Here is a 13,990-nt window from a genome sequence, read left to right as displayed (position 1 = left end):
GGATCGGGTCCTTCCGTAGCGCACAAGTCCTTCGCGGGCGCACAGGCTTCGGACGGGCCCGGCAGAGCGTGCGTGCGGTCAGTCCGCGAGATCGAGGTACGCGAGCACCGCGAGGACGCGACGGTTGACGGCGGACCCCGAGGCGACCCCGAGCTTCGTGAAGATCGTGTTGATGTGCTTCTCGACGCCGCTCTGGCTCATGAACAGGCGCTCGGCGATGCCGGCGTTGCTGTGCCCCTCGGCGATGAGTTCGAGCACAGCGGTCTCGCGCTCGCTGAGTTCGCCCATCCGCTGGCCGGGCACCGAACGGTCGGCGATGAGGCGACTGATCACCTCGGGGTCGAACGCGACCCCGCCGTCGGCGATGCGCACGATCGCATCGAGGAAGCCGGCGATGTCGGAGACACGGTCCTTGAGCAGATAGCCGACGCCGCCGCGGCCGTCGAGCAGCAGCTCGCTCGCGTAGCGGCGCTCGACGTGCTGCGAGAGCACGAGCACCGCGACTCCGGGGTGGTCGCGGCGGACGCGGAGAGCTGCGCGGATCCCCTCGTCGACGAAGTCGGGCGGCATGCGCACGTCGACGATCACGACATCAGGTTCGTCGGCGGCGATCGCGGCGAGGAGGGCGTCGGCGTCCCCGACGGATGCCGTCACGACGTGACCCTCGGCGACGAGCAGCTGGGCGATGCCCTCGCGGAGCAGCGTCGAGTCCTCGGCGATGGCTATCCGCACGGGATCACCGCCTCGACCACGGTCGGCCCGCCGAGCGGGCTGTGCACCCGCAGTTCCCCGTCGCGCGCCGCCACCCGCGAGGCGATCCCCGACAGGCCGGTGCCCGCGGCATCCGCCCCGCCGACGCCGTCGTCCTCGACGCTGACCGAGAGCAGCCCCTCGCCGGTGCGCACGCGGATCGTGATCGATGCGGCCTCCGCGTGCTTGATCGCGTTGGTCACCGCCTCGCTCGCGACGAAGTAGGCCGCGGTCTCGGCCGCGCGGTCGGCGATCGGCGCCTGATCGACGTCGAGGTGCACGGGCATGGCCACGCGGTCGCGCAGGGCACGGAGCGCCACCGCGAGTCCGTCGCGCTGCAGCATCTCGGGATACGTGCGCCACGCGACGTCGCGCAGGTCGTCGAGGATGTGCTGGGTCTCGTCGCGGGCGGTGCGCAGCAGGGCGGCGCCGTCGTCGGCCCCCGAGCGCTCGACCCGCGCGAGCAGGATCGACAGCGCCACCACGCGCTGCTGCACGCCGTCGTGGATGTCGCGTTCGATGCGACGCCGCTCCGCGTCGACCGCGTCGACCACCTCGTCGAGGGTCGCGTGCAGCCGAACGACCTCCTGCGACAGCTCGCCGGCCCCAGGACGCTGGAATGCGTCCCACACCCGGCGCTCGAGCCACGCGATGCCGCCGATCCCCGACAGGGCGAGGAACAGCAGCACGAGCCCCGGCACGACGAAGAGGCCGACCGTCGCCCAGGTCACCCGGCCGGGACGGGCGCTGAACAGCGCCACCGGACCGCCGGTCGCCGCAGCGACGAGCATCTGGATGCCGACGACGACACCCGCGACCATCAGCACGAGGATGCACAGCACGACGAGCTGCAGCAGCGCCGACAGGGCGAGCAGTCCGCGCGTGCGCCGAGCCGACGGCGGGACGCGCCGAGGGGTGCCGTCGACCCAGGCCAGGCGGGCGGCGAGACGCCGGAGCACCGTCGACGCCGGAGGGCGCGGAGAGGTCGCGACGGCGACGAGCGTCGCCGGCAGCATCGCGATCCCCGCGGCGGTGCCGCCCAGCATCCGCAGCACATCGCGCACGATCGGCCGGGACGTCATGAGTCCATTGTGTCGGTCAAGCGGCGCTTTCGAATCGCGCGACTGGCAATCGTCGGGGGTCGAAGACCGTCATTCGCGCGATTCGACGGTGGCGGTGGGAGTGCCCTGCACCCGCTGACGGACGCGCACGACGACGAACACCGAGACGGCGGCGATCACCGCGGCGACCACGACGAGCTGCAGGCCGTCGGTGTACTGCTCGATGCGGTGCCACTGCTCACCGAGGAGGAATCCGGCCATCACGAACACGGTGTTCCAGATCGCGCTCCCGGCGGCGGTCAGCAGCGTGAAGCGCAGCAGCGGCATCCGCTGGATTCCGGCGGGGATCGAGATGAGACTGCGGAAGATCGGGATCATCCGGCCGAAGAACACCGCTTTCGAGCCGTGCTTCGCGAACCACGTCTCGGCGCGGTCGACGTCGCTCACCTTCATCAGCGGCATCCGGTCGACGACCCGGCGCAGCCGCGCAGGGCCCAGCCAGGCGCCGATGCCGTACAGGGCGAGGGCGCCGACGACGGAGCCCACCGTCGTCCAGACCAGCACCTCCCACAGCACGATCGAGCCCTGACTAGCGGTGAAGCCAGCGAGGGGCAGGATGACCTCGCTGGGGATCGGCGGGAACAGGTTCTCGATCGCCACGGCGACGCCCGCACCGACGCTGCCGAGCGTCTCCATGAGGGCGATCGCCCAGTCGGCGAAGAGTCCGAGACCCACAGAAGTGTCCATGCTCTCGACGGTACGGAGCAGGGCGGATGCCGTCACTGCGGCTGCCCCTCCGCCGAGGTGCGGAAAACCGGAATACCGGGCGTAGGGTCGAATCATGGCCACGGTTGCAGAGAACATCGTCAAGACACTGGGAGCCAACGGGATCGAGCGCGTCTACGGACTGCCGGGCGATTCGCTGAACGGGTTCACCGACGCGCTGCGCAAGGACGGCAGCATCCGCTGGGTGCACGTGCGCCACGAGGAATCGGCCGCCTTCGCCGCTGCGGCGGATGCCGCGCTCACGGGAGACCTCGCGGTGGTCGCCGGATCCTGCGGGCCGGGCAACCTGCACCTCATCAACGGCCTCTACGACGCCAACCGCTCCCGCGTGCCGGTGCTCGCGATCGCCGCGCACATCCCGACCACCGAGATCGGCACCGGCTACTTCCAGGAGACGCACCCGCAGGAGCTGTTCCGCGAGTGCAGCGTCTACGTCGAGTACGTCGCCGACCCCCGCCAGATGCCTCGTCTGCTCGAGATCGCGATGCGTGCGGCCGTCGAGCAGCGCGGGGTCGCCGTGCTCGTGATCCCCGGCGACGTCGCGCTCGCCGAGATCGCCGACGACCGCGCCGTCGTGATCGAGCGCACGCGACCCGTCGTCACGCCGAGTCCCGACGAGCTCGAGCGGGCTGCCACGCTCCTGAACGCCTCGTCGAAGACGACGATCCTCGCGGGGGCCGGCGTCGAGGGCGCGCACGACGAGGTCATCGCGCTCGCCGACCGGCTCGGCGCTCCCATCGTGCACGCTCTGCGCGGCAAGGAGTTCATCGAGTACGACAACCCGTTCGACGTCGGCATGACGGGGCTGCTGGGCTTCGCCTCGGGATACCGGGCGATGGAGGCGGCCGACACGCTGCTCGTGCTCGGCAGCGACTTCCCCTACGAGCAGTTCTATCCGGAGCATGCGACCACCATCCAGGTCGACATCCGCGGATCGCAGCTCGGCAAGCGGCATCCGCTCGACCTGGGGCTCGTCGGCGACGTGCGCGCGACCGTCGACGCACTGCTGCCGCGACTCGCTGCGAAGACCGATCGACGCCATCTCGACGACGCGGTCGCGCACTACCGCAAGACGCGGACCAAGCTCGACGACCTGGCGACGCCGACGAAGAAGGGGCGCCCGATCCACCCGCAGTATCTCGCTCGCGTGCTCGACGAGCAGGCCGCTGATGACGCGATCTTCACCGCCGACGTCGGCTCGCCCACCGTGTGGGCCGCACGCTACCTGTCGATGACCGAGGGGCGCCGTCTGATCGGATCGTTCACGCACGGATCGATGGCCAACGCCCTGCTGCACGGCATCGGCGCGCAGGTGTCGCACCCCGACCGCCAGGTCGTCGCGCTCGCCGGAGACGGCGGGCTCGCGATGATGCTCGGCGAGCTGCTCACCGTCACCCAGAACGGCCTTCCGGTGAAGACCGTGGTGGTGAACAACTCCTCGCTGAACTTCGTCGAGCTCGAGATGAAGGCCGCCGGGTTCGTGAACTACGGCACCGGTCTCGACAACCCCAGCTTCGCCGCGATCGCCGAGGCCATGGGCATCTTCGCACGCCGCGTCGAGAACAGCGAGGATCTGCCGGATGCCGTGCGCGAGGTGCTCGCGCACGACGGCCCCGCGGTGCTCGACGTCGTGACCGAGCGCCAGGAGCTGTCGATGCCGCCCGCGATCGAGGCCGCCCAGGTCAAGGGCTTCGCCCTCTACGCGATCCGCACCGTGATGTCGGGCCGTGGCGACGAGCTGCTCGACCTCGCGAGGGCGAACTGGCGCCAGTTCCTCTGACGCGCCCGACGACGGGAGTCGAGCCTCCGCCGGTTCGGCACCCGTCGATGGATGCCGTATGCTTGTCGAGCAGTTGTTGTCTGCATTCTTCCGCCGTGCCCCGGCCCACACGACCGGGCGGGATGGCAGGATGGAGACTTCACCCCGAGACCTCCGGGTCTCTAGGGCGGTAGCTCAATTGGCAGAGCAGCGGTCTCCAAAACCGCAGGTTGCAGGTTCGATTCCTGTCCGCCCTGCGCGTCAGCGCACAGCTGACACACGAAAGGTACATTCAGGATGGATCAGGACGAACCGCGCGGCGAGGTCATCGCGGCCGGCGCCACCCGAGAGAAGACGGGCAACCCCATCTCCCGGTTCTTCGGGAGCATCGCCCTGTTCTTCCGTCAGGTCATCGCAGAGCTGCGCAAGGTCGTCACTCCGACCCGCAAGGAGCTGTTCAAGTTCACCGCGGTGGTGCTCGTCTTCGTTCTGATCGTCATGGGCATCGTCTACGGACTGGACACCTTGTTCGCGTGGCTGACGCACATCGTGTTCGGGGTTCCGGACGCTTGACGCCCTGCGGCCACGGCCGCAGTGATTGGAAAGAAACACCGTGTCTGAACGATATTCCGACGACGCCGACTGGGCGACCGCTGCCGAGCAGTCCAGCGAGGAGGACGAAGCCCAGGAGGGCAACGTCCTCGCCGCGGAGGAACGCGCCGTGACGTCGGCCGAGCATGTGGCGATCCACGTCGAGGACGTGGACGGCGACGACGAGACCGACACGGCAGAAGACACCGACATCGACATCGACGACCCGGAGGCGGACGCGATCGTGAACGACGCTCTCAACCTGGACGAAGCGGCTGAGTCCGAAGCTGCCGCTGAGGTCCTCAACGACGCTGCGGCCGAAGAGACCGCAGAGCAGGAAGCGGAGGCGGCCGACGAGGTCACCCCCTACAACGGCCCCGACGTGAACGGCGAGGACGACCGTCCGGCCGTCATCGACGACGCCGACGACCCGGTGGCCGCCGCGGTGGAGGCCGAGGAGGACGCCGAGGCGTCCGACGTCGACGAGGACCCCTACGAGTCCTTCCGCATGGATCTGCGCATGCTCCCCGGCAAGTGGTACGTCATCCACTCGTACGCTGGCTTCGAGCGCAAGGTGAAGGCGAACATCGAGCAGCGCAAGTCGACGCTCGAGGTCGAGGACGAGATCTACCAGATCGAGGTCCCGATGGAGGACGTCGTCGAGATCAAGAACGGCCAGCGCAAGATGGTCACCCGCGTGCGCATCCCCGGGTACGTGCTCGTGCGCATGGAGCTCACCGAGGACACCTGGTCGGTCGTCCGCCACACGCCCGGTGTCACCGGCTTCGTGGGCAACGCCCACAACCCGACGCCGCTGCGCTTCGAAGAGGCCTTCAACATGCTGAAGTCGCTCGTCGAGGTCAAGGACGTCCCGACCGCCAAGAACATCGCGGCCAAGGGCGGCGTCGCCGTCGCTCGTCCGCTGCCCGCAGAGGTCGACTTCGAGGTCGGCGAGACGATTACCATCAAGGAGGGCTCGTTCGCGGGTCTTCCCGGTTCGATCAGCGAGATCAAGCCCGAGAGCGGCAAGCTCACGGTGCTCGTGTCGCTCTTCGAGCGCGAGACGCCGGTCGAGCTGTCGTTCGACCAGGTCACCAAGATGATCTGACATCACCTCTTGAGAACGGCCGTCCCGCTTCGGGGCGGCCGTTCTCGCGTCTGCGGCGGCGGCGACGACGGGCCGGCCGTGACGTCATGCGTCGTGGCGTGCGGCCCAGTGCGGGCTCTGGATCAGGCCGAGCAGATTGCCGAACGGATCGCTGACCGACGCCGACCACCAGCCGTCCCCGCGCGGGGTCACGGGGTCGAAGACGGTGGCACCATGCGCGAGGAGCGTGTCCATCTCCGCGTGGATGTCGTCGACGTGCATGCTCACCAGAGCGCCGCCCGGCTGGGCGAGTGCCGGACGGAAGCGGGCGTCCATGAGGGCGAACTCGTCCTCGTCGTCGCCGAAGCGCCACTCGGCGTACTGCACGGGGCCCTGCTCGGGGCGGACGAAGTACGGGGGAGCGCCGAAGACCTCGGCGTACCAGGCGACCGCTGCGGGCATGTCGTCGGCGACGAGGTTGAGATTGGCGAGACCACGGAACATGATTCCTCCTTCAGATGGGCTGTGTGTTCTAGGCTCGCGCGTGAAGTGATCACCCTCTGATCACTTCAGATTCGGATCTCGGAATGCGCGCCGATCGCCTCATCCAGGCTCTCCTCCTCCTGCAGGGGCGGGCCCACATCACCGCAGCCGAACTCGCGACAGAGCTCGAGGTGTCCGTGCCGACCGCTCGCCGCGACCTGGAGGCCCTCGCGATGGCGGGAGTGCCGATCTATCCGACCCGGGGAAGAGGGGGAGGGTGGCGCCTGATCGGTGGTGCGCGCACCGACCTCACCGGGCTGACGCAGGGCGAGGCGAGCTCGCTCGTCGTCGCGCTCACGCAGAGCGCCGCGGCCACGCCGGAGCGCGTCGCGGCGATGCGCAAGCTCGTGCGCGCGATGCCCGAGCCCTTCCGGGAGGGCGCTCAGCGCGTGGCCGCGTCGACCGTGCGCAGCGCGCCCTGGGGAGAGAGCGATGCGGACGAGCCCCCTGCGCCGGTCGCCGAGCTGCAGGAGGCGATCGCCCGCCGGGTCCGGGTACGGATGCGCTACGAGGGCGCGACGCGCGCCACGCCGATCGAGGTCGTGCCGCTGATCGTCGGGAGCAGGGGTGCGAGGTGGTATCTCATCGCGGCGCCGGTGGCAGACGCAGCCCCCGCGGGGGAGGCGACGGATGCCGCCTACGCGGAGCGACTGCGGACGTATCGCGTCGAGCGGATCGCCGAGCTGCGAGTGCTCACGGCTCCGGGCGCCGAGCCCGCCGGTTTCGACCGCTCGCGGGCCTGGGCGGAGATGGTCGAGCGCGTGGAGGACATGCGGGGCGCGGCGCGCGCGATCGTGCGGGTGGAGCCCTGGGCGGTCCGTGCCCTCACCGCCCGGTTCGGGGCGCAGGCCCGCATGGTGGACCGTCCGCCGGACACGGCGGGGCGGGTGCGGATCGAGGTCGGCGCACACCGCATCGACGCCCTGGCTGAGCAGTTGGCTGGGTGGGCCGGAGTCGCCGAGGTCGTCGAGCCGGCCGCGGTGCGCGTCGCTCTCCGCGAGCTCGGCGAACGGATCATCACGGTGTACCGCGACGCCGAGCACGCCTAGCCGGACGAGCCGGCCGAGCCACGGCATCCGTCCTCGTCGCCGGCCGCTGAATAGATCGAAAGTGACGCGGGGAGCACCTGTTCCCGAGCGTTTTCCTTCTCTCCTCGCGTCCGGTACACTGTGGTGGTTTGTGCGCCGCTTTCGCGCGCGTGCAGACGACCACGATCCGGAGATGCCGGCTCTGTGGGAGAAGCGGATGCGGCTCGCATCCGATTCGATGAAAGGAAAGAGAATGGCACCGAAGAAGAAGGTGACCGGCCTGATCAAGCTTCAGATCAACGCCGGTGCAGCCAACCCGGCGCCGCCGATCGGCCCCGCGCTCGGTCAGCATGGCGTCAACATCATGGAGTTCTGCAAGGCGTACAACGCCGCGACCGAGTCGCAGCGCGGCAACGTCATCCCCGTCGAGATCACCGTCTACGAGGACCGCAGCTTCACCTTCGTCCTGAAGACCCCGCCCGCGGCGGAGCTCATCAAGAAGGCCGCCGGCGTGCAGAAGGCCTCGGCCACCCCGCACACCGTCAAGGTCGGCAAGATCACCAAGGACCAGGTCCGTCAGATCGCCGAGCAGAAGCAGGCCGACCTGAACGCGAACGACATCGAGGCCGCCTCGAAGATCATCGCCGGCACCGCCCGTTCCATGGGCATCACGGTCGAGGGCTGAGGGAGATAATCATGGCTACGAAGTCCAAGGCATACCGCGCTGCCGCCGAGAAGATCGAGGCAGACCGTTTCTACTCTCCCGCCGAGGCTGTCGCCCTGGCGAAGGAGACCGGCTCGTCGAAGTTCGACGCCACCGTCGAGGTCGCGCTGAAGCTCTCGGTCGACCCCCGCAAGGCGGACCAGATGGTGCGCGGCACCGTCATCCTGCCCCACGGCACCGGTAAGACCGCCCGCGTCATCGTGTTCGCCACCGGCCCCGCGGCCGAGGCTGCGATCGCCGCAGGCGCCGATGAGGTCGGCGGCGCCGAGCTCATCGAGAAGGTCGCCGGCGGATGGACCGCGTTCGACGCGGCCGTCGCCACCCCGGAGCTCATGGGCCAGGTCGGTCGTCTCGGAAAGGTCCTGGGTCCGCGTGGACTCATGCCGAACCCGAAGACCGGCACGGTGACCCCGAACACGGCCAAGGCCGTCGAGGACATCAAGGGCGGAAAGATCGAGTTCCGCGTCGACAAGCACGCCAACGTGCACTTCGTCGTCGGCAAGGCCTCCTTCTCCACCGAGCAGCTGAACGAGAACATCGACGCAGCGCTCGAGGAGATCGTCCGCCTCAAGCCGTCGAGCTCGAAGGGCCGTTACATCCAGAAGGGCGCCGTGTCGACCACGTTCGGCCCCGGCATCCCGCTGGACGTCAACGCGATCTGACGCTCACGCGCTCACAGGAAGGCCCCCGCTCCGGCGGGGGCCTTCTTCGTGCATACACCATGGCGACATCGGACGTCATCCGACTGGGATGCCGGAGCGATCCCGCGTACTGTGGGTGAGTTCCGCGCACCACAGCACCCGCGCATCGCATCACCCCAGGAGGGTTCACCCATGTCCCGTCGCCTCATCGCCGTCACCGCACTCGTCCTCGGCGCCGCCGCGCTCACGGCGTGCAGCGGCAGTACCGCGCCCGCGGAGAGCAGCTCGTCGTCAGAGGGCGGCTCCGACGACTTCGGCCTCGTGAAGGGCGGCACCCTGACGGTCGCGACCGAGGGCACCTACCGGCCGTTCAGCTTCCACGGTGACGGAGGGACGGGCGACCTCACCGGCTACGACGTCGAGATCATCCAGGCGGTCGCCGACAAGCTCGACCTCGAGGTCGACTTCAAGGAGACGCAGTGGGATGCGATCTTCGCCGGCCTCGACGCCGGACGCTTCGACGTCATCGCGAACCAGGTCACCATCAACGACGAGCGCGAGGCGGCCTACCTCTTCAGCTCCCCGTACACTGTGTCTCCCGGCGTGATCGTCGTGGCGGACGACGACGACTCGATCTCGTCGTTCGACGACCTGAAGGGCAAGACCACCGCGCAGTCGCTCACGAGCAACTGGAACGACCTCGCGACCGAGTCCGGCGCGAACGTCGAGGGCGTCGAAGGCTGGGCGCAGGCCGTCGAGCTGCTGCGTCAGGGTCGCGTCGACGCGACCATCAACGACAAGCTCACATTCCTCGACTACGAGAAGACCAACAGCCCGACCGGTCTCAAGATCGCGGCGGAGACCGAGGATGCCGGTGAGCAGGCGTTCGTGTTCACGAAGGACAAGCAGTCGCTCGTCGACGCCGTGGACGCAGCGCTCGAGGAGCTCCGAGCCGACGGCACGCTCGCCGAGATCAGCGACAAGTACTTCGGCGCGGACGTCACCGAGTAACGCGTGGAGAGCCCCTGGCAGCTGTTCCTCGACTCGCTCGGGCCGATAGCCCTGGCCGGAGTGAGGGTCACGGTGCCGCTCGCGCTCGTCTCGTTCGCGTTCGGGCTGGTCATCGCGATCGGCGTCGCGCTGATGCGGATCTCGGTCAACCCCGTGGTCTCGGGCATCGCCCGGTTCTACATCTCGGTCATCCGCGGTACCCCGATGCTCGTGCAGCTCTTCGTGATCTTCTACGGGATGCCGTCGATCGGCGTCACGATCGACCCGTGGCCGAGTGCGATCATCGCGTTGTCGCTGAACGTCGGCGGGTACGGCGCCGAGGTGGTGCGGGCGGCGATCCTGTCGGTGCCGAAGGGGCAGTGGGAGGCGGCGTACACGGTCGGCATGAACCGCACACGTACGCTGACGCGCATCATCCTGCCGCAGGCTGCGCGGGTGTCGGTGCCGCCGCTGTCGAACACGTTCATCTCGCTCGTGAAGGACACGTCTCTCGCCTCGCTGATCCTGGTGACCGAGCTGTTCAAGGTGGCGCAGCAGATCGCGTCGACGACGTATCAGTTCATGGTGCTCTACCTCGCGGCGGCACTCGTGTACTGGGTGTTCTGTCTCGTGCTGTCGTTCGGGCAGAGCGCCCTGGAGAGGAGACTCGATCGCCATGTCGCGCGCTGACGGAACGGGCGAGGTGCTGCTGGCGGCCCGGGGGCTGCGCAAGAGCTTCGGTGACAACGAGGTGCTGAGCGGGATCGATCTGACCCTGCAGCGCGGAGAGGTCGTCGTGCTGATCGGACCGAGCGGTTCGGGCAAGACGACGGTGCTCCGCGCTCTCAACGGTCTCGAGACGCCGGATGCCGGGACGATCGACGTCGCTGGGGGCCCCGAGATCGACTTCTCGGGGGCGGGCGGCCTGAGCGCGCGTCGCCGGGCGCAGCAGCGCCTCGCCTTGCGCGACCGTTCGGCCATGGTCTTCCAGCACCACAATCTGTTCCCGCACTTCACCGTGCTCGAGAACGTGATCGAGGGGCCCTGGCGGGTGCAGGGGAGGCCGAAGGCCGAGGTGATCGCCGAAGCACGCACCCTGCTCGCACGGGTCGGGCTCGCCGACAAGGAGAACGCGCGCCCGCACGAGCTCTCGGGTGGGCAGCAGCAGCGCGTCGGCATCGTGCGGGCCCTCGCCCTGCGGCCGGACCTGCTGCTCTTCGACGAGCCGACCAGCGCACTCGACCCCGAGCTCGTCGGGGAGGTGCTGCTGGTGATCAAGGAGCTCGCCGACGAGGGGTGGAGCATGGTCGTCGTCACCCACGAGCTGAGCTTCGCGCGCGAGGCCGCCGACCGCGTGCTGTTCATGGACGGCGGCGTGGTGCTCGAGGAGGGCGCTCCGCAGGAGATCTTCGCCGCACCGCGGCATGAGCGCACGCAGCGGTTCCTCACCCGCATCCTGCGTCCGCTCGACGGGGACTGACTCCCGAGGTTCAGGCCAAGACGGGTGCGACGAGACTGACGGAGAGCGCGATCATGACGACCGCGATGATCCCGTCGAGGATGCGCCAGGAGCGCTCGGTGCGCAGCCAGCGTCCGAGGTAGCGCGCACCGAAGCCCAACGCGGTGAACCAGAGGATGCTGGCGGCGATCGCTCCGACGGCGAACAGCCAACGATCCTCGCCATGGGTGGCCGCGATCGAGCCGAGCATGAGCACCGTGTCGAGGTAGACGTGCGGGTTGAGCCAGGTGAGGGCGAGCACGGTGAGGAGCACGGGAGCGAGCGCCGTGCGCGCGGCCGTGGTCGTTCCGCGGGCGGTCGGTGCGCTCATCGCCGGCGCGTCGTCGATCCGCAGCTGCTCGCCCCCGCGCCAGGCCCGCCGGGCGGCGAGGATGCCGTAGCCGAGCAGGAACAGGGCGCCGGCCCACCGGGCGACGACGACGAGCCACGGCGCGGCCGAGATCACGAGACCCAGACCGGCCACGCCGGCGACGATGAGGAGCGCGTCGGACACCGCGCAGACGACGACGACGGGCAGCACATGCTCGCGGCGGATCCCCTGCCGCAGCACGAACACGTTCTGTGCGCCGATGGCGACGATGAGCGAGAGGCCGAGTCCGAGACCCGAGAGGACCGAGAGCATGTCCTCAGGCTAGGAACAGCCGATCATCAGCACCAGCGAGGATTCGTTGTGAACCATTAGCATCGCTTACGTGAGAATCGATCCCGACCTGGCGGCCACGGTCGCGGCCGTCGCCGACGAAGGCACCCTCGACGCCGCATCCCGGGTCCTGCGCATCACGCCCTCGGCGGTGAGTCAGCGGCTCAAGACCCTGGAGCAGCAGCTGGGCCGGGTGCTCGTCGTCCGTGCGAAGCCCGCTCGGCTCACGGAGGCAGGGGAGGCCGTGGTGCGGCTCGCCCGGCAGACGGCACTGCTCGAACACGATGCGCTCGGCGGGTTGGGTCTCGACGGCGAGACCGCGCGTCCGCGCATCCCACTCGCGGTGAACGCCGACTCGATGGCGACATGGTTCCTCGCCCCGATGGCGAGGCTGTCGCGGACGCACGACATCGACGTCGACCTGCATCGCGACGATCAGAACTTCACGGCTCGTCTCCTGGAGTCGGGCACCGTGATGGCGGCGGTGACCAGCGAGGCGACGCCGGTCGCGGGGTGCTCGGTGTCGCCGCTGGGGGTGCTCGAGTACCGGGCGATGGCCGAGCCCGCGTACCTTGAGCGGTGGTTCCCCGACGGGGTGAGCGCCGACGCGCTCGCGGCGGCCCCGCTCGTCGACTTCGACCGTCGCGACACCCTCCAGCACGAGTGGCTGGCGGCATCGGGCGTGGCGGCGCAGGGCGTGCCGAGGCACTACGTCCCGGCATCCCACGACTACGCGCTCGCCGTCCGCCTCGGGCTGGGCTGGGGGATGGTGCCGCGGCTCCAGGACGACGGCGGGCTGGTCGATCTCGGCGGTCCGCCGCTGCGCGTCGCGCTGTACTGGCAGCAGTGGAATCTGCGATCGGCGCTGCTCGACGCGATCGCTGCGGAGGTGGCGGCGGAGGCACGCCGTGTGCTCGCGCGCTGACGCGCCGATCGGCGACGGGTCGATCGGTGGCGTCTCGATCGGTGACGGGTCGATCGGTGGCGGCTCGATCGACCCGAAGGGGAGAGGTTGCAACATTAACTGAATAGGTATTCAATCTTAAGGATGAGCACGTCGTCTCGTGGGAGCGATTCGGTCGGGGCGTGTGCAAGACAGAAGGACGCTCGGCAGTGGGTCTTCGGATCTGATCCGTCCACCGCAGTCCTGCGTTCTCGATTCCTGAGGGGGAAGAGACATGGTCACCACGGACACCAGGAGGAAGGTGCTCGCAGTCCTCGCCGGAGGCGTCGTGCTGGGGGTGGGCGTCGGGGTGACCCTCGCCGCCTGGAACGACTCCGAGTTCGCCACGGGCACGTTCGGCGCCGGATCGTTCAACCTGGAGGGCTCGACGACGAGCGCCACCACCGGATACGACGATCACAACATCGACAACGGGGATGCCGCGGCATCCCTCGTGTTCCAGCTGCCGGCCGTCGCCGCATCGATGGCGCCGGGCGACGTCGTCTACGCGCCCTTCTGGGTGCGGCTGGACAGCATCACCACGAACGCCGCGACTCTCGTGCCGGCCGGGATCGCCGCCGGGGCGGGCGGCAACGAGGCGAACCTGTCGTACACCGTGACCGCCATCGGGGCGGCGGCGACGTGCGGCGCGGGAGCGACCGGAACCGTCGTCGCGTCCGGTGCGACGTTGAGCGCCCAGACCGGGGCGACGTCGGTGCCGCTGGCCGAGGGCACGGCGCCCGGAACGGCAGGCGCGCCCGTGCAACTGTGCTTCGCCGTCACGGCAGGTGCCGGCCTCACCCAAGGGGCGACCGCGACGGCGACCTGGGAGTTCACCGCCACCTCCGTCGCCGACTGATCATGGCCGACACCCGCAGACGGATGCGGGAGAGAAAGCGTCTGCGCTCCCGTCGCATACGAGCCCTCC

The 13,990-nt window shown here is 69.3% G+C and carries 16 protein-coding genes and 1 tRNA gene; 12 read left to right on the top strand and 5 right to left on the bottom strand.

The annotated features are described in order from the left end of the window. Window positions 1-78 precede the first annotated feature (78 nt). From FSY98_RS04065 to FSY98_RS04055, 3 genes are all read right to left on the bottom strand, one after another. Window positions 79-732 (bottom strand): response regulator transcription factor, encoded by a 654-nt coding sequence (locus FSY98_RS04065; RefSeq protein ID WP_144874203.1) that lies wholly within the window; start codon window positions 730-732, stop codon window positions 79-81. Then, window positions 723-1,832 (bottom strand): sensor histidine kinase, encoded by a 1,110-nt coding sequence (locus tag FSY98_RS04060; RefSeq protein WP_144874201.1) that lies wholly within the window; start codon window positions 1,830-1,832, stop codon window positions 723-725. The genes FSY98_RS04065 and FSY98_RS04060 overlap by 10 nt, the downstream gene beginning before the upstream one ends. Before the next feature lie 69 nt (window positions 1,833-1,901). Beyond that, complete coding sequence (locus FSY98_RS04055) at window positions 1,902-2,558, bottom strand: DedA family protein (RefSeq protein ID WP_144874199.1); 657 nt, start codon at window positions 2,556-2,558, stop codon at window positions 1,902-1,904. 94 nt (window positions 2,559-2,652) lie between these two features. Between FSY98_RS04055 and poxB the strand changes: the two genes are divergently transcribed. From poxB to nusG, 4 genes are all read left to right on the top strand, one after another. Beyond that, the gene (gene poxB / locus FSY98_RS04050; protein ID WP_144874197.1) at window positions 2,653-4,377 is read left to right on the top strand and encodes a ubiquinone-dependent pyruvate dehydrogenase; all 1,725 of its coding nucleotides are present in this window, start codon (window positions 2,653-2,655) and stop codon (window positions 4,375-4,377) included. Between the two features lie 163 nt (window positions 4,378-4,540). Beyond that, window positions 4,541-4,613, top strand: a tRNA-Trp gene (locus FSY98_RS04045). A 40-nt stretch (window positions 4,614-4,653) separates the two neighbouring features. Next, a complete protein-coding gene (gene secE, locus FSY98_RS04040) occupies window positions 4,654-4,929 on the top strand; it encodes a preprotein translocase subunit SecE (protein WP_144874195.1) in 276 nt (91 codons plus the stop codon). Window positions 4,930-4,969: 40 nt separating this feature from the next. After that, window positions 4,970-6,055, top strand: a complete 1,086-nt coding sequence (gene nusG, locus FSY98_RS04035) for a transcription termination/antitermination protein NusG (RefSeq protein WP_144874193.1) — start codon at window positions 4,970-4,972, stop codon at window positions 6,053-6,055. 84 nt (window positions 6,056-6,139) lie between these two features. Here the strand turns inward: nusG and FSY98_RS04030 are convergent, their stop codons facing one another. Next, window positions 6,140-6,538 (bottom strand): VOC family protein, encoded by a 399-nt coding sequence (locus tag FSY98_RS04030; protein ID WP_144874191.1) that lies wholly within the window; start codon window positions 6,536-6,538, stop codon window positions 6,140-6,142. Window positions 6,539-6,621: 83 nt separating this feature from the next. Between FSY98_RS04030 and FSY98_RS04025 the strand changes: the two genes are divergently transcribed. The 6 genes from FSY98_RS04025 (at window position 6,622) to FSY98_RS04000 (ending at window position 11,440) form a co-directional block, all read left to right on the top strand. After that, window positions 6,622-7,626 carry a YafY family protein gene (locus tag FSY98_RS04025; protein WP_144874189.1) on the top strand — a complete coding sequence of 335 codons (1,005 nt, stop codon included), beginning with the start codon at window positions 6,622-6,624 and terminating at the stop codon, window positions 7,624-7,626. A gap of 232 nt (window positions 7,627-7,858) precedes the next feature. Further along, on the top strand, window positions 7,859-8,290 hold the full coding sequence (rplK, locus tag FSY98_RS04020; protein WP_025102337.1) for a 50S ribosomal protein L11: 432 nt from the start codon (window positions 7,859-7,861) through the stop codon (window positions 8,288-8,290). Between the two features lie 11 nt (window positions 8,291-8,301). Beyond that, on the top strand, window positions 8,302-8,991 hold the full coding sequence (gene rplA / locus FSY98_RS04015) for a 50S ribosomal protein L1 (RefSeq protein ID WP_144874187.1): 690 nt from the start codon (window positions 8,302-8,304) through the stop codon (window positions 8,989-8,991). 171 nt (window positions 8,992-9,162) lie between these two features. After that, window positions 9,163-9,981: a transporter substrate-binding domain-containing protein gene (locus FSY98_RS04010; protein ID WP_144874185.1), complete on the top strand. Its 819-nt coding sequence runs from the start codon at window positions 9,163-9,165 to the stop codon at window positions 9,979-9,981. A gap of 3 nt (window positions 9,982-9,984) precedes the next feature. Continuing rightward, window positions 9,985-10,650 carry an amino acid ABC transporter permease gene (locus FSY98_RS04005; RefSeq protein WP_144874183.1) on the top strand — a complete coding sequence of 222 codons (666 nt, stop codon included), beginning with the start codon at window positions 9,985-9,987 and terminating at the stop codon, window positions 10,648-10,650. Next, window positions 10,637-11,440, top strand: coding sequence for an amino acid ABC transporter ATP-binding protein (locus tag FSY98_RS04000; protein WP_144874181.1), 804 nt, complete (start codon window positions 10,637-10,639; stop codon window positions 11,438-11,440). The genes FSY98_RS04005 and FSY98_RS04000 overlap by 14 nt, the downstream gene beginning before the upstream one ends. 10 nt (window positions 11,441-11,450) lie before the next feature. On the opposite strand, the gene FSY98_RS03995 is transcribed toward FSY98_RS04000, so the two are convergent. Beyond that, window positions 11,451-12,101 carry a LysE/ArgO family amino acid transporter gene (locus tag FSY98_RS03995; RefSeq protein ID WP_144874179.1) on the bottom strand — a complete coding sequence of 217 codons (651 nt, stop codon included), beginning with the start codon at window positions 12,099-12,101 and terminating at the stop codon, window positions 11,451-11,453. Between the two features lie 70 nt (window positions 12,102-12,171). Here FSY98_RS03995 and FSY98_RS03990 point away from each other — a divergent pair, with 70 nt between their 5' ends. Both FSY98_RS03990 and FSY98_RS03985 read left to right on the top strand, forming a co-directional pair. Then, on the top strand, window positions 12,172-13,044 hold the full coding sequence (locus FSY98_RS03990; protein WP_144874177.1) for a LysR family transcriptional regulator ArgP: 873 nt from the start codon (window positions 12,172-12,174) through the stop codon (window positions 13,042-13,044). Window positions 13,045-13,297: 253 nt separating this feature from the next. Further along, complete coding sequence (locus FSY98_RS03985; RefSeq protein ID WP_144874175.1) at window positions 13,298-13,921, top strand: SipW-dependent-type signal peptide-containing protein; 624 nt, start codon at window positions 13,298-13,300, stop codon at window positions 13,919-13,921. Window positions 13,922-13,990 lie beyond the last annotated feature (69 nt).

The organism is Microbacterium sp. 1.5R (assembly GCF_007667425.1).
Taxonomy (GTDB): domain Bacteria; phylum Actinomycetota; class Actinomycetes; order Actinomycetales; family Microbacteriaceae; genus Microbacterium.
The sequence above is the reverse complement of the archived record's forward strand: the minus strand, read 5'-3'. Positions and strand labels throughout refer to the sequence as shown.